The following is a 20,144-nucleotide window of genomic DNA, read 5'->3' on the forward strand; positions in this document are numbered from 1 at the left end:
GCCTAGGCCACACAAAATCGAAGGTTCCTTATCTAACCCCGACCGTGCTACAACTGGTCTACACCACCTAATGGTGTAGACCATGCAGCTGCCGAGCAGCCAGTGGTCTCTTCCGAGGACGCCGCCACCCCATTTTCCCCTGTCCCCTGGCAGCGCCTTGCCCACTGGAGGAAGCCCATGTCCACAGCGACCGCTGCGGAGAAGAAGAAGGGCGCTGGCGTGATGGCCGTCATGCAGCGCATCGGCCGGAGCCTCATGCTCCCCGTCGCGGTGCTGCCGGCCGCCGCACTGCTGGTCCGTCTCGGCGACAAGGACATGCTGGGCTCGGCCTCGATGCCGGAGTTCATCAACAAGATCGCCGGCTACATGGCCGCGGGCGGCGGCGCGATCCTGGACAACATGGCGCTGCTGTTCGCCGTGGGCATCGCGATCGGCTACGCGAAGAAGTCGGACGGCTCGACGGCCCTGGCCGCCGTCACCGGCTACCTGGTCTTCAAGAACGTGCTCGCCACGTTCACCGACTCCAACCTCCCGAAGATCGCCAAGGTGGTCGACGGGAAGGTCGCCATGGTCGAGGCCCCGGTCGACGCCAAGGTGCTCGGCGGCGTCGTGATGGGCCTCGTCGTCGCCCTGATCTACCAGAAGTTCTACCGGACCAAGCTGCCCGAGTGGGCGGGCTTCTTCGGCGGCCGTCGCCTCGTCCCGATCCTCTCGGCCTTCGCCGGCCTGCTGATCGGCATCGTCTTCGGTCTCATCTGGCCGGTCCTCGGCACCGGTCTGCACGGCTTCGGTGAGTGGCTCGTCGGCTCCGGCGCCGTGGGCGCGGGCATCTTCGGCGTCGCCAACCGCGGTCTGATCGCGGTCGGCATGCACCACCTGCTCAACTCCTTCCCGTGGTTCCAGGCGGGCGAGTACGACGGCAAGAGCGGCGACATCGCCCGCTTCCTCGCCGGCGACCCGAGCGCCGGACAGTTCATGACCGGCTTCTTCCCGATCATGATGTTCGCCCTCCCGGCCGCGTGTCTCGCGATCGTCCACTGCGCCCGCCCCGAGCGCCGCAAGGTCGTCGGCGGCATGATGTTCTCCCTCGCGCTGACCTCGTTCGTCACCGGCGTGACCGAGCCCATCGAGTTCACCTTCATGTTCATCGCGCCGGTGCTCTACGCCGTCCACGCGGTCCTGACCGGTGTCTCCATGGCCCTGACCTGGGCGCTCGGCATGAAGGACGGCTTCGGCTTCTCCGCCGGCGCCATCGACTACCTGCTGAACCTCGGCAAGGCCACGAACCCGGCCGGCCTGGCGCTGGTCGGCCTCTGCTTCGCGGCGCTCTACTACGTGATCTTCCGCTTCGCGATCACCAAGTGGAATCTCCCGACGCCGGGCCGCGAGTCCGACGAGGAGCTCGCCGAGCTGGCGAAGGCCGAGGCCAAGTAAGCCCGGTGGTCCCCGCGATTTCGTAGGCGGCAACTACGCGACGGAGCCCCCGCTCTCCCGGAAGGGAGGGCGGGGGCTCCGTCGTGGTGCCGGCGCGTGCGGCGGGCGGCTCAGACCTCGTAGACGGCGCCCGCGTGGGCGAGGTCGACGCGGCCGTCGTAGACCGCGCGGGCGTCGGCCAGGTTCTGCGCGGCGTCCGTCCACGGCGGGATGTGCGTCAGCACGAGCCGTCCGACCCGGCCGCCGCGCGCGTACTCCCCGGCCTCGCGGCCGTTGAGGTGGAGGTCCGGGATGTCCTCCTTGCCGTGCGTGAAGGAGGCCTCGCACAGGAACAGGTCCGCGTCCTCGGCCAGCATCCCCAGCTCCGGGCAGACCCCGGTGTCCCCGGAGTACGCGAGCACCCGCCCGCCGTGCTCGACGCGGATCCCGTACGACTCGACGGGGTGGCTGACCCGCTCGGTGCGGACGGTGAACGGGCCGATCTCGAAGCTGCCCGGCTTCAGGGTCCGGAAGTCGAAGACCTCGCTCATGGACCGCTCGTCGGGGACGTCGTCGTAGGCCGTGCTCAGCCGCTGCTCCGTGCCCTCCGGCCCGTACACGGGCAGGGGGCCGCAGCGGCCGCCCTCGTGCCGGTAGAAGCGGGCGACGAAATAGGCGCACATGTCGATGCAGTGGTCGGCGTGCAGATGGCTCAGGAAGATCGCGTCGAGGTCGTAGAGGCCGCAGTGGCGCTGGAGCGCGCCGAGGGAGCCGTTGCCCATGTCGAGGAGCAGCCGGAAGCCGTCGGCCTCGACGAGATAGCTCGAACAAGCCGAATCCGCGGACGGGAAGGACCCCGAACAGCCGACGACGGTGAGCTTCATGGAGCGTGAACCTCCGTGGACGGTCCGTGGACGGAGTGCGGGCCGTGCGTGCGTCGAGCGTAAGGCGCGAAACCTCCGGTCGCTCCTCCGCGGCGGGCCGTTGTGGGGGGAATCACCTGTGCTGTCACCCAGGGGAGCGACGAGGGGTACGGACGTTGCCGCGTCGTTGCCGCGCCCGGGGTGGCCGACGCGGCTACGGTCGGTTTATGGACACGTCCTGGTGGTACGCCGTGGTGGCGGCGGTCGCCGTGATCGTGGTCGTGCTGCTCCCCCGGCACGCCAGGAGCCGTGCGGGCGCGCCCCCGTCGCCGCCGCACGGGCTGGGCCCGCCGCCGCGGGTACGGCCGGGTGAGCTGTGGTCCCTCGCGGACGGGCGGCCGTGCCTGGTGCTGTCGGCGCGGCCGCAGCGGGAGTCGGCGCGGGTGGCGTGGATCGTGGGCAAGTACGACGACCGGCGCCCGGGGGTGATCCCGCTGCCGCCGGGCATGGTGGGCGTCCGGGGGCGCGGCGGCTTCCTGGAGGCCGACCGGCCGGAGGAGATCTCGGTGTGGGAGTTCCGGCGGATGCTCGGGACGCTGGACCCGGTGCTGTGGGACGAGGCCAAGGGGCTGGGCGGCGGTGCCGGATGAGGGAGGCCCGGCCGCGGGCCCTGGCCGGGTCGCCGCTGCGCGGGGCCAGGTCCCCTACCCGCCCTTCCACCGTTCCCGCCTCACGCGCCGGCGCGGCTACGAGATTCGCCTCGAACGCCGGCGGGGCTGTGCACAGCCCCGCCGGCGCTTGGGCTACGCCCAGAGCTGGCCCTGGAGGACCTCGATCGCCTCTTCCGTCGTCGCCGCCGTGTACACGCCCGTCGACAGGTACTTCCAGCCCCCGTCGGCCACGACGAACACGATGTCGGCGGACTCCCCGGCGGCGGCCGCCTTGCGGCCCACGCCGATCGCCGCGTGCAGGGCGGCGCCCGTCGAGACGCCCGCGAAGATGCCCTCCTGCTGGAGGAGTTCACGGGTGCGGGTCACCGCGTCGGCCGAGCCCACCGAGTAGCGGGTCGTCAGGACCGACGCGTCGTACAGCTCGGGGACGAAGCCCTCGTCGAGGTTGCGCAGGCCGTAGACGAGGTCGTCGTAGCGCGGCTCCGCCGCCACGATCTTCACCCCGGGGACGTGCTCGCGCAGGTAGCGGCCGACGCCCATCAGGGTGCCCGTCGTGCCCAGGCCGGCCACGAAGTGGGTGATCGAGGGGAGGTCCGCCAGGATCTCCGGGCCGGTCGTGGCGTAGTGGGCGCCCGCGTTGTCCGGGTTGCCGTACTGGTAGAGCATCACCCAGTCGGGGTGCTCCGCCCCCAGTTCCTTCGCCACTCGCACCGCGGTGTTGGAACCGCCCGCGGCCGGCGACGAGATGATCTCGGCTCCCCACATCGCGAGAAGGTCGCGGCGCTCCTGCGAGGTGTTCTCCGGCATCACGCACACGATCCGGTAGCCCTTGAGCTTCGCGGCCATCGCGAGCGAGATGCCCGTGTTGCCGGAGGTGGGCTCCAGGATGGTGCAGCCGGGGAACAGGCGGCCGTCCTTCTCCGCCTGCTCGATCATGTGGAGCGCCGGGCGGTCCTTGATCGAGCCGGTCGGGTTGCGGTCCTCCAGCTTGGCCCAGATCCGGACGTCCGCCGAGGGGGACAGCCGCGGCAGGCGGACCAGCGGGGTGTTGCCGACCGCGGCGAGCGGGGAGTCGTACCGCATTACTTCGAGCCGCCGGCCACGGCCGGGAGGATGGTGACGCTGTCGCCGTCCTTGAGGGCGGTGGCGATGCCGTCGATGAAGCGGACGTCCTCGTCGTTGAGGTAGACGTTCACGAAGCGGCGCAGCTGGCCGCCCTCGACGATGCGCGCCTCGATGCCCTTGTGCCGGGTCTCCAGGTCCGCGAACAGCTCGGAGAGGGTGGCGCCCTCACCGTTCACGGCCTTCTCGCCGTCGGTGTAGGTGCGGAGGATGGTGGGGATGCGGACCTCGATGGCCATGGCAGCGTGCTCCAGTGTCGTGAAGGAGGTGGAGAGAAGAACGAGGGCGCGCTCTCGTGCGGCCCGCGCGCGGGGCCGTGGTGCTCAGGCGGCAGGACAGATGGCGCTGGCGAGGCGGCACAGGTCGACGTGCAGCCGCGCCACGAGCAGCAGCCTGCCGGGCGTCTCGATGCTCACGTCGTGGGAAACCATGCGGTCATGTTAACGATTCCCGGTCCCCCGTTTGGAGTGTGATCCCGCATCGTGGACGCCGGCCGCTCACATCGTGGTCAGTAGGCCGCCACGACCTGCACTTCTTCCTCCGTGATCACGCCGTCGACGATCCGGTACGAGCGGAACTGGAACTCGCCCAGGCCGTCGGTGTCGGCCGTGGAGACCAGGACGTAGTGGGCGCCGGGCTCGTTGGCGTAGGTGACGTCCGTGCGCGAGGGGTAGGCCTCGGTCGCGGTGTGCGAGTGGTAGACGATCACGGGCTCTTCGTCCCGGTCGTCGAGTTCGCGGTAGAGCTTCAGCAGGTCCTTCGAGTCGAACTCGTAGAACGTGGGCGAGCGGGCCGCGTTGAGCATCGGGACGAACCGCTCGGGGCGGTCGGTGCCCGCCGGGCCGGCCACGACGCCGCACGCCTCGTCGGGGTGGTCCTTGCGGGCGTGTTCCACGATCTGGTCGTACAGGGCCTGGGTGAGGGTCAGCATGAGCGACAGGATAAGCAGAGGGGCCCTCCCGTACCGAGGCGTGGTACGGGAGGGCCCATATCCTGGACGAGCGCGGCTCGGCTACGAGGAGCTGGAGGCCTTCTCGAACGCGGCGCCGCTGGGGTTGCGGGACTTGAGGACGAGGTAGGACACGCCGAGGATCAGGCCCCACAGCGGGGCGCAGTACAGCGAGACGCGGGAGTCCGCGTCCAGGGCCATCATCACGATGACCATGGCGATGAACGCCAGGGAGAAGTAGCTGGTGTACGGCGCGCCCGGGGTCCGGAAGGTGGACTGGGGCAGTTCGCCGCGGTCGGCCTTGGCCCGGTAGCGGATCTGGCAGACGAGGATGACGATCCAGGCCCACATGCCGGAGATGGTGGAGAAGGAGACGACGTAGTCGAAGGCCTTGCCGGGGGCGACGTAGTTGATCCAGACGCCGACGAGCATCAGGCCGGCGGAGAACGTCGTGCCGACGAGCGGGGTGCCCGTCTTGGTCAGCTTGGTGAAGAACTTCGGGCCCTGGCCGTTGAGCGCGAGGTCGCGCAGCATGCGGCCGGTGGAGTACATGCCCGAGTTGCAGGAGGACAGGGCGGCGGTCAGGACGACGAAGTTGACGATCGCGGCGCCGATGCCCAGGCCCATCTTCTCGAAGGCGAGGACGAAGGGGCTCTCGCCGGCCTTGAAGTTCGACCACGGGATGACCGACATGATCATGATGAGCGCGCCGACGTAGAAGACGGCGATGCGCCACGGCACGGTGTTGATGGCCTTGGGCAGGGTCTTCGCCGGGTCCTTGGACTCGCCGGCGGTGACGCCGACCAGCTCGACCGCGAGGAAGGCGAACACGACGATCTGCAGGGTCATCAGCGTCTCGCCGATGCCGTTGGGGAAGAAGCCGCGGTCGTTCCACAGGTTGGAGACGGAGGCTCCGGCGGCGGCGTCGGAGAAGCCGACCGTGAGGATGCCGGCGCAGATCAGGATCATGCCGACGATGGCGGTGACCTTGACCATGGAGAACCAGAACTCCAGCTCACCGAAGAGCTTCACGGAGATCAGGTTGGCGGCGTAGAGGATGACCGTGAAGATCAGCGCGTAGGCCCACTGCGGGAAGCTGTCGTGCGTCCAGTACGACATGTACTTCGCGGCGGCGGTGACCTCGGTGATGCCGGTGACGACCCAGAACAGCCAATAGGTCCAGCCGGTGGCGTACCCCCAGAACGGACCGAGGAACTCGCGGGCGTAGTCGGAGAAGGAGCCCGAGACGGGGCGGTACATGAGCAGCTCGCCCAGGGCCCGCATGATGAAGAAGATGACCAGGCCGACGATGGCGTAGGCCAGGATCAGGCTGGGCCCGGCCTTGGAGATCGCCTTGCCCGCGCCCAGGAACAGGCCGGTGCCGATGGCGCCGCCGATCGCGATCATCTGGATCTGGCGGGCGCCGAGCGCGCGGTGGTAACCCTCGCCGTCGCCCTCGCCCTGCACGCCCTCGCCGGGCGTCCTGTCGTGCTGCTCGACCTGCACAGAGGTCATGTTTGGTGCGCCTTTCTCCACGCCGACCCGCGCCTGAGACGGCTGCGGATCGGGTCCTCGATCCCCCCGGATACGGATGGAGTTGCACCCGGCGGTCAGCCGGTTCAAGCGGGCCGGGGGACAGGGGTGGCGTCCCGGCGGCGGTCGTGAAGATTTATCACGCGCTTAGGGGTGGAGGAAGGGGCGAAATGCCACGCGGCACACGGTTAAATCGGGACATCTGGCTAGAAACAGATCAGATCACCGCATGGCGGTGATCTGATCGTTATCCGGATTTGAGCGTCCGCTGAGCGAACGGTGTTCGCCCTTGAGGATCCTCAGAGCATCCGCAGGCGCCTCAGAGGGTTTCGACGAGGGTCTCCTGGAGTCCGCCCAGCCACAGGTACGCCATCACCATCGGCTTGCGCGGGTCGTCGTCCGGCAGCCGGTACAGCTCCGCGCTCTGCTCGTCGTCGGTGATCTCCAGCCGGGCCGCGATGGTCAGCCGGAGGTCGTTGAGGGCGCCGAGCCAGTGCAGCGACAGCTCCCCGCCCAGCTCCAGCACGGCCGCGCCGTCGCCCGCCGGGGTGAGCGCGTCGAGGCTGCGCACGACGGCGAGGGCGTCCTCCCGCTTGCGGGTGCGCAGGTCGTTCTCGGTGAAGCGGCGGAACTCCGACGAGCGCGCCCGCAGCTCCTCCGGGTCCTCGCCGGGCCCCGCGCCGGGGCCCCCGTAGGCGTCGGGGAACAGCCGGGCCAGCGCCGGGTCGGACGGGGGCTCGGTGGGGCCCTCGGCGGCGAACAGCACGGCCAGCGGGTCGGCGTCCGCGGCCGGCTCCGGCTCGCCCGGGCCGATCAGCTCCAGCAGCTGCACCGCGAGCGAGCGCAGGATGGAGATCTCGATCTCGTCCAGCGCGACGGCGGCCCCGCCGCCCTTCAGGGGCTCGAACACGCCGCCCATCAGTTGCGGTCCTGCGAGAGGGTCGCCCAGAGCCCGTAGCCGTGCATGGCCTGCACGTCGCGCTCCATCTCCTCGCGGGTGCCGCTGGAGACGACCGCCCGTCCCTTGTTGTGGACGTCGAGCATCAGCCTGGTCGCCTTGTCCTTGGGGTAGCCGAAGTACGCCTGGAACACGTACGTCACGTAGCTCATGAGGTTGACCGGGTCGTTGTGGACCAGGGTCACCCAGGGGACGTCCGGTTCCGGGACCGCGAAGGTCTCCTCTGCCGATTCGGTCCGTTCGATCTCAATCGGAGCAACACTCACTCGTCCCATGCTGCCACTGCGAGTGGCCCGTCGCACAAACGGGTCCCCTCCCGAGGTCCGCCCCGCAGTACATCTCGTCAGTTTGACGAAATGTGCGCTAGCATCCGTGACATGAACCCTGCGGACCTGGGCCTGCCGGTGGACGTGCCGTCGACAGCGCTCTTCACGGACCATTACGAGCTGACGATGCTGCAGGCCGCCCTGGCCAACGGCACGGCCGACCGGCGCTCCGTCTTCGAGGTCTTCACCCGGCGGCTGCCCGAGGGGCGGCGCTACGGCGTGCTGGCGGGCACCGGGCGCGTCCTGGACGCGGTGGAGAACTTCCGTTTCGACGGAGCGGTGCTGGAGTTCCTGCGCGAGCGGGCGGTCGTCGACATGCGGACGCTGGACTGGCTGGCCTCGTACCGCTTCTCGGGTGACATCTGGGGCTACCCGGAGGGGGAGGTCTACTTCCCCGGATCGCCCGTCCTGCGCGTCGAGGGCAGCTTCGCCGAGTGCGTGCTGCTGGAGACGGTCATCCTGTCGATCCTCAACCACGACTCGGCGATCGCCGCCGCCGCCTCCCGGATGGCCTCGGCCGCCGGCGACCGGCCCCTGATCGAGATGGGCGCGCGCCGGACGCACGAGCTCGCGGCCGTCGCGGCCTCGCGGGCCGCGTACGTGGGCGGCTTCACCTCCACCTCCGACCTGGCGGCCGGGTTCCGGTACGGGATCCCGACGGTCGGCACCAGCGCGCACGCCTTCACCCTGCTCCACGACACCGAGCGCGACGCGTTCACCGCGCAGGTGGCCTCGCTGGGCTCCGGAACCACCCTCCTGGTGGACACCTACGACGTCGCCGAGGCCGTCCGCACGGCGGTGGAGGTCGCCGGGACCGGCCTGGGCGCGGTCCGGATCGACTCCGGCGACCTGCTGCTCGTCGCGCACCGCGTGCGCCAGCAGCTGGACGAGCTGGGCGCGACGGACACGCGGATCGTGGTCACCTCCGACCTGGACGAGTACGCCATCGCCTCGCTGGCGGCCGCGCCGGTCGACGCGTACGGGGTGGGCACCCAGCTGGTGACCGGCAGCGGGCACCCGACGTGCTCGATGGTCTACAAGCTGGTCGCACGGGCGGAGTCGGCGGACCCGAAGGCTCCGCTGGTACCGGTCGCGAAGAAGTCCTCCGGCGGGAAGACGTCGATCGGCGGGCGCAAGTGGGCGGCGCGGCGGCTGGACGCCGAGGGCGTCGCGGAGGCCGAGGTGGTCGGGACCGGGCCGGTCCCGACGGCCCTGGCGGACCGGCAGCTGTCGGTGCAGCTCGTCAAGGCGGGCGAGGTGGTGGCCCGTGAGCCGCTGGACGCGGCGCGCGCCCGGCACCAGCGGGCCCGGGCGGGCCTGCCCCTCTCGGCGACGCAGCTCTCCCGGGGCGAACCCGTCCTCCCCACGGAGTACGCGTAGCCGCCGCGCACGGCCCCGCCCGCCCCTTCCCGGGCTCCCCGTTTCGGGAAGGGGCGGGGTGGGGGAAGAGCCCCCAGGGCCCGCCCCACCGCACCGCACGACCATCCACACCGACCCGAGGGGCACGTGACATGCACCGCGCACTGATCGTCGTCGACGTACAGAACGACTTCTGCGAAGGCGGCAGCCTCGCGGTCACCGGCGGCGCCGACGTCGCCGCCGCGATCACCGAGCTGATCGGGAACGCCACCGCCGGCTACCGGCACGTCGTGGCGACGCGGGACCACCACATCGACCCCGGCCCGCACTTCGCCCTGCCCCCGGCGGAGCCGGACTACGAGAACTCCTGGCCCGCGCACTGCGTCGCCGGGACCGAGGGCGTCGGGTTCCACCCGAACTTCGCCCCCGCCGTCGCCTCGGGAGCGGTGGCCGCCGTCTTCGACAAGGGCGCCTACGAGGCCGCGTACAGCGGCTTCGAGGGCACCGACGAGAACGGCTCCGGCCTGGCCGGCTGGCTGCGCGAGCGGAACGTGGCCGAGGTGGACGTCGTCGGCATCGCCACCGACCACTGCGTCCGCGCCACCGCCCTCGACGCCGCCCGCGAGGGCTTCACCACCCGCGTCCTGCTGGACCTGACGGCCGCCGTGGCCCCGCACACCACCGAGAAGGCCCTGGAGGACCTCCGGGCGGCCGGGGTGACCCTCGTCGGCACCGTGGGCGGCCGCCCCGGCGCCTGAGCCCCCAGGGCCCCGCAGCGCGACGCGGACGCTAGCGGCCCAGCAGCGCCCGGATCGGGTGCCACAGCTCCGCCGCCCCGTCCGGGGCTCCTCGCCACAGGAGGCCGTCCGGGTGGTGGAGGACCGCCGTGATCTCGTCCGGGGTCGGCGGCTGCGCGTTGCCGCGCAGGTACACCGCCCGCATACCGAGGTTCCGCAGCCTGGTCAGGGCGCGGGCCCGGTTCGCGGCGTGCACCAGCACACGGACGTCTCCGCCCTCGCCGGACGGCCTCGGCAGCGTCAGCGCGACCACGACGCTGCCGCCCGGCAGTCTGACGAAACCTCCACCTGGCATGATCCTCAGCTCCCCCGTCAATAAGAACAGTCGTCCGTGCATCTAAACGCGATCGGCCGCCGCCCGCTAGAGGGCGACGGCCGATCATGCTTTGACCTGCGGCTTTACCGGACTACTTACCGGAGGGGCCGACCTCGATCGTCATCTGGAGGCCGTCGTAGGTCTCCTTCGCGATCTTGATCTTGGTGTTGGTGTCAGCGACCTTCACCGAACCGGTCGGGTTCTCGTCGTAGTAGTACTTGCCCTTGTGGTCGTCGAAGACCAGGTTGGCCGGCTTCGGCTTCACGAAGAGCGACTCACCCTTGTTGTGCAGGGTGAACGCGTCCGTCGAGTAGGCGCTGAACGGGGCGTCGTACGGCTGGATCTTGTTGCGGAGCAGCGTGCCGTCGGCCCACTTCATCGGCTTGGCGTTGGCGTCGATCGGGAGGATCAGACCCGAGCCGGGGTGCTGGCTCGTGTTGTTGTCCTTCTGCGACTTGTCCCACAGCCAGATCAGCAGACCGTCCTGGTACGGGTAGTGCTCGACCCAGTTCGGCTTGGTGTTGGCCCAGCCGAAGTTGTACGGGCCCACCTTGAGGGTGTGGTCGTACGAGACGTAGCGGCGGTTCTCGGCGATGTAGTACTGCGGGTACTCCTTGGTGAAGCCCGCGCCGACCCGCTGGAAGCCCTTGCCGGTCCAGCCGTTGTCGCCGTTCTCGGCACCGTCGGTGAAGACGGCCGCACCGTCGGCGGTCAGGGTGATGGCGTCGGCCGTGAAGCCCTTGCCGCCCGCGCCGCCGTCCGTCTGGTAGCGGAAGCGGAGGTCGATCTTCTGGCCCGCGTAGGCGTCGAGCGGGAAGTTCAGCGACTTCCAGGCGCCGGAGACGCCGGTCAGCGAGGGGGCGCCGGAGGCGTCGGCCGGGAGGGCCGCACCGTCGGCGGTGCCGGCCAGCGCGTGCCAGGTGGCACCGCCGTCCGTGGACACCTCGGTGTAGAGGAAGTCGTAGTCCTGCTCGATGTCCCACCAGCCCTTGAGGGAGAGGGCCGCGGACTTCTTGCCCGTCAGGTCGACGGAGCGGGTCAGGGTGTTCTTGAGGTCGTCACCCATCTGGCTCCACCACTGCGAGGAACCCTCGGCGGGAGCGACGATGTCGGTCTTGACCTGCTTCTTGGGCAGCTCGACGACCAGCGCCTGCTTGTCCTTGGTGTTGTACTCCGAGACGCCCAGCTTGTGCGTGGACTTCGTCGCGGCCTTGGCCGTGTCGTAGTTCAGCCAGCCCAGCTGGAGCTTGTCCCAGGCCGTCATGTCGCCCGGGAGGTCGCCTATGGAGTCCTTGCCCTCGCCGAGCCAGGAGCCGGCCGACATCAGGGACCAGAAGCCGACCGAGTTCTCGCCGCCACCGGAGGTGTCGTAGAGGTCCGGCAGACCGAGGTCGTGGCCGTACTCGTGCGCGAAGACGCCGAGGCCGCCGTTCTCCGGCTGCATCGTGTAGTCGCCGACCCAGATGCCGGTGTCACCGATCTGGGTACCGCCGGCCTTGTTGCCCGCCGGGCCGGTCTTGCCGACGTCCGTGCCGTACGCGTACCAGCGGTGCGCCCACAGCGCGTTCTTGCCCTGCACGCCGCCGCCGGCCGACTCGTCCTCGCCCGCGTGGACGATCTGGAAGTGGTCGATGTAGCCGTCGGGCTCGTTGAAGTTGCCGTCGCCGTCGAAGTCGTTGCGGTCCCACTGGTCGTACTGCGCCAGCGTGGCCTTGATCTCGGCGTCGGTCTTGCCGGCCTTCTTCTGGCCGTCCACCCACGCGTTCACACCGTCGCGGACGGCGTCCCACACGTTGGAGCAGTTGGTCTGGCCGCAGTAGTTCGAGCCGTAACGGGCCTCGTTCCACGGGATCTTGACCCAGTCGGCGACCTGGCCGTCGACCGAGTAGCGGCCCGAGGAGGTCTTCTCGTAGTACGTCTTCAGGGAGTTCTTGCCCGGGCCGGTACCGAAGTACAGGTCCTGGAAGTAGTCGCGGCTGAAGTCCTTGCGCCAGGCGGTGCTGTTGTTGCTCGCGCGGTCGGGCTGCGCGATCTGGTTGTGCAGCGGGCCGGGCGTGCCGCCGTACTTGGGCTCCGGCGGCTTCGGGCCGGTCGGGCCGTCCGGGTCGAACATGGTCGTGTTGTCGACCTGGTCGCCGAAGTCGACGAGGATGGTGAAGATCTTGTCGGTCTTCTCGCGGCCGAGCTCGACGTACTTCTTGTCGTCGAGCTTGACGACCTTCGAGGCACCGCGCTGCTCGACCTGCTTCTTGCCCGCCAGCACCTGGTCAAGGGCAGCCTCGCGCTCCTGCGCCTGCTGCTTGCTGAACGGGGTTTCGAGGTCGTGCTTGACCTTCTCCTGGGCAGGAGCGGTCGGGTCCTGCTTGTCCGAGGCGGGCACGCCGCCCCAGGTGGTGTCGGCCTGAGCCGTGGCGAAGAAGGCGCCCGAGGCGGCGGTTGCCGCCATGGTCACGCCGACTACGGCGGCGCGCAGCGCGCGACGCCTTGCGGAGTTGCCGGTCACTTGATGTCGTTCCCCTCCCGCGGCCGCGGGCGTTGGTCGGAACGTCTCCATAGGAGTGGGGGGTCCCGCGCGGCGCGCGTCTCAAGTGACGACATTTGACCGGAGAGTCTAAAGAAAAGACAGACCTTGACTTCTTCCTTACAACTGCACTATGCGGTCTGCCAGTTCCGTTATTCGGACGTTTGGAGTCATCGGGGCCTTCCGGGCGAAGGGACACACCGCCGGCCGACGGTCGTCCGGTTGCGACCCGGTTTGTGACCCCGTGCGCCCCCCGTGCTCCGGCATCGTGGGTAAGGTCACGCTTACTTCTGGCCCTCCTCGGGCATCCCGTCGTATGGGTCACTTGACGCGCGAGACGGTCGAGCCGACTCCGAGCCGACGCACCTGCACCTCCCGCCTCCGAGGACGGAACACGTCATGCCGCGTCCGACTGCCGCACAGCTCGCCTACGGCTCCGCCACCGTCATCGTGTCGACGATCGCCATGCTGCTGCTCTCGCAGACGAGCACGGGGATCGGGGTAGCCGTCATCTCCGCCGCCGCCCTCGCCCTCGGGCTGCTGGTCGCCCTGACCGTCCCGCTCCCCCGCCGGCGCGGCCGCCACGCCGCCGCGCGCGGAGCGGTCCGGCGCGGCGGGGCCGCGGCGCCGGCGGCCGCGCCGGGCGAGGAGGTCCGGGTGCCGGAGCCGCGAACGGCCCCCGCGGAGCACCCCGTTCACCACTGAGCCGCCCCGGCGCGCGTACGCGGGCGGCCGGTCCCCTCCCTGGGGAACCGGCCGCCCGCGCACGTGCGCCCTGCGCGTCAGGTCACCGTGACCACCACGGTTTTGCCGGCCTTGTCGTGCCAGCCCTGCCGGTAGGGCTGGTCGATGAGGATCGAGATGCCCACGGCGATCCACCACAGGCCGCAGCAGCACGGAATCAGGAACGGCACCCAGAGGGTGGCCGCCCTGCTGAGGGAAGCACCCGACGAGGGCACACTGCCGTCGTTGAGCATGGCCACGCGCAGGCGCATCAGCTTCTTGCCGAGGGTCTGGCCGCCCTTCTGGACGAAGAACCAGTCATAAGCGATGCCGGCGACGGCGGCGACCAACACCCACAGCCAGAAGACGCCGCTGACCCATCCGGGGAAGGAGGCGTCGGTCGTGTCATCGGTCCGGTCCGTGCTGGACGGGACGCTGAGCAGGAACACCACCCAGATCGCCCAGATCGGGATGGCCAGGACCAGCACGTCGATGAGTCGCGCGAGGAGCCGTTTGCCCGTGTCCGCCAGCGGCGGCATGCCGGCGAGCGGGTCCGGCATGCCGTAGCCGTGGCCGCCGGGGCCGCCACCGCCGTACGGGTCGCCGGGGCCGCCGCCGTACGGGGGCGGCGGCGGGGGCGGCGGATAGCCCCCGCCCCCACCCGCACCGCCGGGCGGCGGCGGCGAACCGTACGGCGAACCGCCCGCCGGAGGCGTCGGTTCCTGCGGCTTCTTGAGGAACGGGTCGTCCTCGGGCGGCTGACCCGGCGGCGGCTGGTCGGTGCTCATGGCCCGAGTCGAACCCGTCCCCCCGCACCCCGCAACGCCACGGGGTCCGTCCGGGGGACGGGGCCTGGGGCCGTAGTGCCGTCAGCGGGCCGCGTACGTCCGGGCGGCCCGGTCGTGCAGCCCGCGCCGGCGCGGGCGGTCCGCCAGGGACCACAGGGTCCCGGGCAGCCCCAGGGACGCGAACACGAGCCAGCGCAGCAGGGCCGCGCCGAAGCCGGGCGGGCGCAGGGTGGCGGTGGCCAGGACCCGTACCCCGCACAGCTTCTTGCCCGGGGTGCGGCCCCAACGGGCGGTGGGCAGGGCCTCGTAGAACACCCCGAACAGCAGGACGGCGCCCAGGACGAGGCCCAGCCGGCCGGCGGTGGTGGCGTCGAGCAGCCACACGGTGGTGGTGCGTCCGCTGGCCCGGGCGGCGTCGACCTTGGCCTGGAGGTGGGCCGTCACCTCCGGTACGAGGGGCACCGCGACGGCGGCGGCCACCCCGGCGAGGACGAGCGAGTCCAGGAGCCTGGCCAGCCCCCGGCGCACGAGCCCGGCGGGCCGTACGGCCCGCTCCGCCATCCGTTCGAAGACGGCCCGGGAGTCCTCCCGTACGGCCGCCTCGGGCGGCGCGGCGGGGGCCGAGGACGGGGCGTGCGCGGCGGGCCCGGCGGGCCCGGCGGCCGCGCGGACGCCGGCCCGCGCCGCGGCGGCGGGCCCGCCGTGGCCGGCCTCGGCGGCCTCGGGAGCCCGGCCGGGGTCGGCCGGGGCGGCCGCCCGGGCCGCCGACCACGCCGCCAGGGAGCCCCTCTCCGGCTCGGGGCGCACTCCCCGGACGGCCCCGCGCTCCGGCCCGGGGGCCGGGGCCCGTGGGCCGTCGGTCGGCGCCGCGCCCTCCGGCGTCCCGGCCCGCCCTTGTACGGAGTCCCGCCCCGGCCCGGGGTGCCGGGCGCCGGCCCGGGCCGCCGCGGAGCCCTCCTCCGGGCGGGACCGCACGCCCCGGCCGGCAGCCGCGACGTCCTGGGCGGCGGACCACTCCCGGGCGGAACTCCCCCCGGCCTCCGGGGCGCCGAGCTCGGACCACTCCCGGGCGGGACTCCCCGCCCGCGCGCCCGGGACGGCCGCCGCCGGGGCGCCGGACCACGCGCCGGCGGAGTCCTCCTCCGGCCCCGGGTCCCCGGACCACCCCCGGGCGGGGGCCTGCGGGGCGGAGGTGTTCGCCGGTGTTCGCGCCCACGCCGGGGCCGGGTCGGCGGGCCACGCCGGGGCGGAACCGGCGGCCCGGCCCGGGTCGCCCGCCGGTGCGGGACTCCCCGCGGCCGTCCCCGGGGCCCCCGCCGGGGCCGTGGCCTCCGGCCAGCTGGACGTGAGGCCCGAGACGCCCGTGCCCGGGGCCTCGGGCCAGGCCGGCGGGCGGGCCGAGAGGATGCCCACGCTCTCGGCGCCGGCCTGCGCGGGCAGCCGCCGCGCGGCGGGTGCGGCGGCCGCCGGCCGGGCCAGGGAGATCCCGCCGGGCCGGGCGTCCTCGGGCTCCCCGACGTCCGGGCCGCCCCAGGAGACCCGGACGTCGCGGGGCCCGCCGAACCCTGCCTGGTGCGCGGGATCCGCCTGCCAGCCCCCGTGCGCGGGCGCCTCCCGCCCTCCGTCGGGCGCGGGTGCTTCCGAGGGGGCCGCGCCCCAGGGCCCGGCCGCCGGGTCGCCGCCCCGTCCCCCGCGCGCGGGCTCGCCCCGCCAGGCCGTCGCGGCCGCGTGGTCCCGTACCGCCGGACGGGGGCCGGGGCCGGGGTCCGGGAGGGCTTCCGTCGCGGAGGTGTCGTCGAGGAAGACCGGCCCCGTCTCCTCCACCCGGGCGGGGGCGGGACGGCTCGTACCGGGGACCCAGGCGGCGCCGTTCCAGTACCGGACGTACCCGGGGATGGACGGATCGGGGTAGAAGCCCTCGCGGGCCGCGTGCTCGCCGTCACCAGGGGAGGCCGTCAATGTCCCCAACTCCGATCGTGGCTCAAGGCTTGTGCAGGGGAGGACCCAAGGGGAGGACCATAGCCAAGAACCCCCTCCCGCCAGGTCCGGTAACGGCAGATTCCAAGCCTTTGAGCGAACCTCACCCCACCCCCGCCCCCACCTCCGCCCCAACGCATTGATTTCGGTCATCCGACAGATTTCGGCCAAGCTCGAAATCGGTGCCGGAAGTCGCGTCATACCCGGGCACATCGGCGCTCTCTCCGGACGTGGGGCGGTCCGCGTCCCACGTCCGAGGACGACCGACCGAAGTGAGGCCGCCGTGCACCACCACCCCGTCATCGAGCGCGATCTCGAACTCCAGCTGATCCTGTCCCCCGAGCGCAGCATCCGCGTCCCCGCGAAGCTGCTCTACCTCACCGACGACCCCTACGCCGTGCACATCACCTTCCACACGGGCACCAGCGCCCCCGTCAACTGGACCTTCGCCCGCGAGCTGCTCGTCGAGGGCGTGTTCCGTCCCTGCGGCCACGGGGACGTCCGGATCTGGCCCACGAAGATCGACAGCGAGTCGGTCCTGTGCATGGCCCTCAGCTCCCCCGACGGCGACGCCCTCCTGGAGGCCCCGGCCGGCGCCGTGTCGGCCTGGCTGGAGCGCACGCTGCGCGTGGTCCCGCCCGGGTCCGAGACGGAGCGGCTCCGCCTGGACGAGGCGCTGGCCGAGCTGCTCACCCCGACCCCGGCCGACGAGCTGTGGCTGCGCGACCCGTGGCCCTCGGACGAGTCCGCGGACGGTGACCTGTGAGGACCCGCGGCGAGGACCGCGCCTCAGAACAGCTTGCCGGGGTTCAGCAGGCCGAGCGGGTCGAAGGCCTGCTTGACGGCCCGCTGCAACTCCAGTCCGACCGGCCCGAGTTCGCGGGCCAGCCACTCCTTCTTGAGCACCCCGACCCCGTGCTCCCCGGTGATGGTCCCGCCCAGGGACAGCCCGAGGGCCATGATGGCGTCGAAGGACTCGCGGGCGCGCCGCGTCTCGTCCTCGTCCGCGGGGTCGAAGCAGACGACCGGGTGGGTGTTGCCGTCGCCGGCGTGCGCGCAGACGCCGATGAGCAGGTCGTACTTCCGCGCGATGGCGGCCGTGCCCTCCAGCATGTCGGCGAGCCGCGACCGGGGCACGCACACGTCGTCGATCATCGTCGCGGGCCGCAGGGTCTCCAGGGCGGTCAGGGACATCCGCCGGGCCTGGAGCAGCAGGTGCGACTCCGCCTCGTCCTCGGCGGGGACGACGGCGCTCGCCCCGGCGGCCGCGCACAGTTCGCCCACGGCCGCGAGTTCGGCGGGCGCGTCCGGGGTGTCGAAGGCGGCCAGCAGCAGCGCCTCCGTGCTCTCGGGCAGATCCATCCTGCCGAGGGCGTTGACGGCGCGGACGGTCGTCCGGTCCATCAGCTCCAGCAGCGAGGGCGTCAGACCCGCCTCCATGACGGCGCACACGGCGGCGCAGGCGGCGGCGACGGACGGGAACTCGGCGGCGAGGGCCAGCTGGCGCGGCGGCGCCGGCCGCAGCGCGAGGACGGCCCCCACGACCACGCCCAGGGTGCCCTCGGAGCCCACGAAGAGCCGGGTCAGGTCGTATCCGGCGACCCCCTTGGCGGTCCGCCGCCCGGTGCGCAGCAGCCGTCCGTCGGCCAGCACCACGTCCAGTCCGAGCACGTACTCGGCGGTGACCCCGTACTTGACGCAGCACAGCCCGCCCGAGGCGGTGCCGATGTTGCCGCCGATGGTGCACTGCTCCCAGCTGGAGGGGTCGGGCGGGTAGTACAGGCCCTGTTCGGCGACGGCCCGGGAGAGGACCGCGTTGACCACGCCCGGCTCGACGACGGCGGTCCGGTCGACGGTGGAGACCTCCAGGATCCGGTCCATCTTCACCAGAGAGAGCACGATGCAGCCGTCGGAGGCGTTGGCGGCCCCGGAGAGGCCCGTGCGGGCGCCCTGGGGGACCACGGGGACGCGTAGGGCGGTGGCGGTGCGCATCACGTGCCGCACCTGTTCCACGGTCCGGGGCAGGACGACGGCCGCCGGGGTGCCCGCGGGGCAGAAGCCGGCCATGTCGGAGGCGTACGCGGCGGTCACCTGCGGGTCGGTGAGGACCGCCTCGGGCGGCAGGCCCTCGCGCAGCCGTGCGAGGAGACCCGGGGGCGGGGAGGCGTGGTCGTCGTCCATGGGGTCAGAGTGGCAGCCGGGGCCATCGGTGTGAACACGGCTGCGGCGGGCTTCGGACACCCGGGCGGCCTCTTCATATTGACGCACAGTGAGCGCATGGACGGTTTCGACGAGCAATCCCCGCAGCCCGCGCCGCCCGTGACCTTCACCGGCCGCAAGACGGTGGTGGCGGCCGCGGTGACGGTGGTGCTGATCGCCGCGACCCTGCTGATCCGCCCCGCCCGCGCGGGCGACGACGCCCGCCCGCCGGGGCCGAGCGAGCGGGCCGCGGCGGCGGTGGGCATGGGCGCCCCGGCGGCGGCGGTGGACCTGACGGCGCTGGTGGCGGACCGGGAGAAGTGGCTCGCCGGGCACCCCGACGACGACGCTTCGTGGGCGGTGCTGGGCTCGGCGTACCTGGAACAGGCCCGGCGGACGGCCGATTCCGGCTGGTTCCCGAAGGCGGAGCGGGCCCTGAAGCGGTCACTGGAGGTCCGGCCCGCGGAGAAGGGCAACCTCGACGCGATGACGGGCATGGGCGCGCTGGCCGGTGCCCGGGGGGACTTCGTGACGGCCCGCAAGTGGGGCGAGCTGGTACGGGCGCAGGCGCCGAGGCGCTGGACGGCGTACCCGGTCCTCGTGGACGCGTACACGGGCCTGGGCGACTACAAGGGCGCGCAGCGGGCGCTGGAGCAGCTCCAGGAACTGCGGCCGGGCCTGGCCGGGGACCTGAGGGCCGCCCAGGTCTACCGCGACCGGGGCTGGCGCGAGGACGCGGTGGTGGCGCTGGAGGCGGCGGGGGGTTCGGCGAAGTCCCCGGCGGAGAAGGCGTACGTGCTGTTCCGGCTCGGGGAGCTGGCCTGGGAGCGGGGCGACCCGGCCGAGGCGCTGCGCCAGTACGAGGCCGCGCAGCGCACGGACCCGGCGCAGGCGGAGGCCCTGGGGGGCCGGGCCCGGGCGCTGGCGGCGCTGGGGCGCGGCGGGGAGGCGGTGCGCGACTACCGGCTGGCGCTGGGGCGCACGCCGGTGCCGAGGCTGGCGCTGGAGCTGGGCGAGCTGCTGGACTCGCTGGGGCGGCCGCAGGAGGCGCGGGCGCAGTACGAGGCGGTGCCGGTGCTGGCGGCGCGGAGTGCGGCGGACGGGGTCGACCAGGAGGTGGTGCTGGGCCTGTTCGAGGCGGACCACGGCGATCCGGCGGTGGCGGTGCGCCGCCTGTCGGCGGAGTGGGAGCGGCACAAGAGCGTGCAGGTCGCCGACGCGCTGGGGTGGGCACTGCACCGGACCGGGGAGGACGCGGCGGCGCTGGAGTACGCGAAGAAGGCGACGGAACCGGGGCTGCGGAGCGCGGAGTTCGCCTACCACCGGGCGGTGATCGAGCAGGGGGTCGGGGACGAGGCGGCCGCGCGGCGGCACCTTCAGGAGGTCGAGCGGACGAACCCGGTCTTCTCGCCGCTCCGCGGCCCGCTGGCCAAGGAGGCCCTGGCCTCGGTCGGGCAGCCGGCGCCCGGGGGGCCGGAGAACATGCAGCCGCGCACGCCGTGGGTGGCTCCGGAGATGCCGAAGCCCCGCCCGAAGCCGAAGCCGGCGGCGCAGCCCGCGAAGCCGGCGCCCGCTCCGGCCCCGCCGAAACCCAGGCCGAGCCCGTCGGCCGGCTGAGCCCGTCGGCCG

Annotated in this window: 20 protein-coding genes; 7 read left to right on the forward strand and 13 right to left on the reverse strand. The window is 72.4% G+C overall.

Annotated elements, in window-relative coordinates:
• Window positions 1-177 precede the first annotated feature (177 nt).
• A complete protein-coding gene (locus tag ABT403_RS21820; RefSeq protein WP_344156710.1) occupies window positions 178-1,434 on the forward strand; it encodes a PTS transporter subunit EIIC in 1,257 nt (418 codons plus the stop codon).
• Window positions 1,435-1,544: 110 nt separating this feature from the next.
• Here ABT403_RS21820 and ABT403_RS21825 read toward each other — a convergent pair whose 3' ends face one another.
• Complete coding sequence (locus ABT403_RS21825) at window positions 1,545-2,297, reverse strand: MBL fold metallo-hydrolase (protein ID WP_344156713.1); 753 nt, start codon at window positions 2,295-2,297, stop codon at window positions 1,545-1,547.
• A gap of 206 nt (window positions 2,298-2,503) precedes the next feature.
• Here ABT403_RS21825 and ABT403_RS21830 point away from each other — a divergent pair, with 206 nt between their 5' ends.
• Entirely contained in the window at window positions 2,504-2,926 is a 423-nt protein-coding gene (locus ABT403_RS21830; RefSeq protein WP_344156716.1) for a hypothetical protein, read from the forward strand.
• A gap of 153 nt (window positions 2,927-3,079) precedes the next feature.
• On the opposite strand, the gene ABT403_RS21835 is transcribed toward ABT403_RS21830, so the two are convergent.
• From ABT403_RS21835 to clpS, 7 genes are all read right to left on the reverse strand, one after another.
• On the reverse strand, window positions 3,080-4,030 hold the full coding sequence (locus ABT403_RS21835) for a PLP-dependent cysteine synthase family protein (protein ID WP_344156719.1): 951 nt from the start codon (window positions 4,028-4,030) through the stop codon (window positions 3,080-3,082).
• On the reverse strand, window positions 4,030-4,308 hold the full coding sequence (locus ABT403_RS21840) for a MoaD/ThiS family protein (RefSeq protein ID WP_344156721.1): 279 nt from the start codon (window positions 4,306-4,308) through the stop codon (window positions 4,030-4,032). Before ABT403_RS21840 ends, ABT403_RS21835 begins: the two co-directional genes overlap by 1 nt.
• An 84-nt stretch (window positions 4,309-4,392) precedes the next feature.
• The gene (locus ABT403_RS21845; protein ID WP_311736929.1) at window positions 4,393-4,500 is read right to left on the reverse strand and encodes a putative leader peptide; all 108 of its coding nucleotides are present in this window, start codon (window positions 4,498-4,500) and stop codon (window positions 4,393-4,395) included.
• 77 nt (window positions 4,501-4,577) lie between these two features.
• Window positions 4,578-5,000, reverse strand: coding sequence for a M67 family metallopeptidase (locus tag ABT403_RS21850; protein WP_344156725.1), 423 nt, complete (start codon window positions 4,998-5,000; stop codon window positions 4,578-4,580).
• Between the two features lie 81 nt (window positions 5,001-5,081).
• Window positions 5,082-6,533: an amino acid permease gene (locus ABT403_RS21855; protein WP_344156727.1), complete on the reverse strand. Its 1,452-nt coding sequence runs from the start codon at window positions 6,531-6,533 to the stop codon at window positions 5,082-5,084.
• A gap of 337 nt (window positions 6,534-6,870) precedes the next feature.
• Window positions 6,871-7,470: a DUF2017 domain-containing protein gene (locus ABT403_RS21860; RefSeq protein WP_344156729.1), complete on the reverse strand. Its 600-nt coding sequence runs from the start codon at window positions 7,468-7,470 to the stop codon at window positions 6,871-6,873.
• A complete protein-coding gene (clpS, locus tag ABT403_RS21865; RefSeq protein WP_045948367.1) occupies window positions 7,470-7,784 on the reverse strand; it encodes an ATP-dependent Clp protease adapter ClpS in 315 nt (104 codons plus the stop codon). The genes ABT403_RS21860 and clpS overlap by 1 nt, the downstream gene beginning before the upstream one ends.
• Before the next feature lie 102 nt (window positions 7,785-7,886).
• Here clpS and ABT403_RS21870 point away from each other — a divergent pair, with 102 nt between their 5' ends.
• Complete coding sequence (locus ABT403_RS21870) at window positions 7,887-9,215, forward strand: nicotinate phosphoribosyltransferase (protein WP_344156732.1); 1,329 nt, start codon at window positions 7,887-7,889, stop codon at window positions 9,213-9,215.
• A gap of 131 nt (window positions 9,216-9,346) precedes the next feature.
• On the forward strand, window positions 9,347-9,952 hold the full coding sequence (locus ABT403_RS21875; RefSeq protein ID WP_344156734.1) for an isochorismatase family protein: 606 nt from the start codon (window positions 9,347-9,349) through the stop codon (window positions 9,950-9,952).
• A gap of 31 nt (window positions 9,953-9,983) precedes the next feature.
• On the opposite strand, the gene ABT403_RS21880 is transcribed toward ABT403_RS21875, so the two are convergent.
• Window positions 9,984-10,286: a hypothetical protein gene (locus ABT403_RS21880; RefSeq protein ID WP_344156737.1), complete on the reverse strand. Its 303-nt coding sequence runs from the start codon at window positions 10,284-10,286 to the stop codon at window positions 9,984-9,986.
• Between the two features lie 112 nt (window positions 10,287-10,398).
• Complete coding sequence (locus ABT403_RS21885) at window positions 10,399-12,753, reverse strand: immune inhibitor A domain-containing protein (protein WP_344156861.1); 2,355 nt, start codon at window positions 12,751-12,753, stop codon at window positions 10,399-10,401.
• Between the two features lie 474 nt (window positions 12,754-13,227).
• Between ABT403_RS21885 and ABT403_RS21890 the strand changes: the two genes are divergently transcribed.
• Window positions 13,228-13,533, forward strand: coding sequence for a hypothetical protein (locus tag ABT403_RS21890; protein ID WP_344156740.1), 306 nt, complete (start codon window positions 13,228-13,230; stop codon window positions 13,531-13,533).
• Between the two features lie 77 nt (window positions 13,534-13,610).
• Here the strand turns inward: ABT403_RS21890 and ABT403_RS21895 are convergent, their stop codons facing one another.
• Both ABT403_RS21895 and ABT403_RS21900 read right to left on the reverse strand, forming a co-directional pair.
• A complete protein-coding gene (locus ABT403_RS21895) occupies window positions 13,611-14,339 on the reverse strand; it encodes an RDD family protein (RefSeq protein WP_344156743.1) in 729 nt (242 codons plus the stop codon).
• Window positions 14,340-14,420: 81 nt separating this feature from the next.
• Complete coding sequence (locus ABT403_RS21900) at window positions 14,421-16,298, reverse strand: RDD family protein (protein ID WP_344156746.1); 1,878 nt, start codon at window positions 16,296-16,298, stop codon at window positions 14,421-14,423.
• Window positions 16,299-16,599: 301 nt separating this feature from the next.
• Here ABT403_RS21900 and ABT403_RS21905 point away from each other — a divergent pair, with 301 nt between their 5' ends.
• Window positions 16,600-17,082, forward strand: coding sequence for an SsgA family sporulation/cell division regulator (locus ABT403_RS21905; protein ID WP_344156748.1), 483 nt, complete (start codon window positions 16,600-16,602; stop codon window positions 17,080-17,082).
• A gap of 23 nt (window positions 17,083-17,105) precedes the next feature.
• On the opposite strand, the gene ABT403_RS21910 is transcribed toward ABT403_RS21905, so the two are convergent.
• Window positions 17,106-18,497 (reverse strand): FAD-binding oxidoreductase, encoded by a 1,392-nt coding sequence (locus ABT403_RS21910; protein ID WP_344156751.1) that lies wholly within the window; start codon window positions 18,495-18,497, stop codon window positions 17,106-17,108.
• Window positions 18,498-18,593: 96 nt separating this feature from the next.
• Here ABT403_RS21910 and ABT403_RS21915 point away from each other — a divergent pair, with 96 nt between their 5' ends.
• Complete coding sequence (locus ABT403_RS21915; protein ID WP_344156754.1) at window positions 18,594-20,132, forward strand: tetratricopeptide repeat protein; 1,539 nt, start codon at window positions 18,594-18,596, stop codon at window positions 20,130-20,132.
• Window positions 20,133-20,144 lie beyond the last annotated feature (12 nt).

This window comes from Streptomyces sp. NPDC000075 (assembly GCF_040301925.1).
Classification (GTDB): Bacteria; Actinomycetota; Actinomycetes; order Streptomycetales; family Streptomycetaceae; genus Streptomyces; species Streptomyces polychromogenes.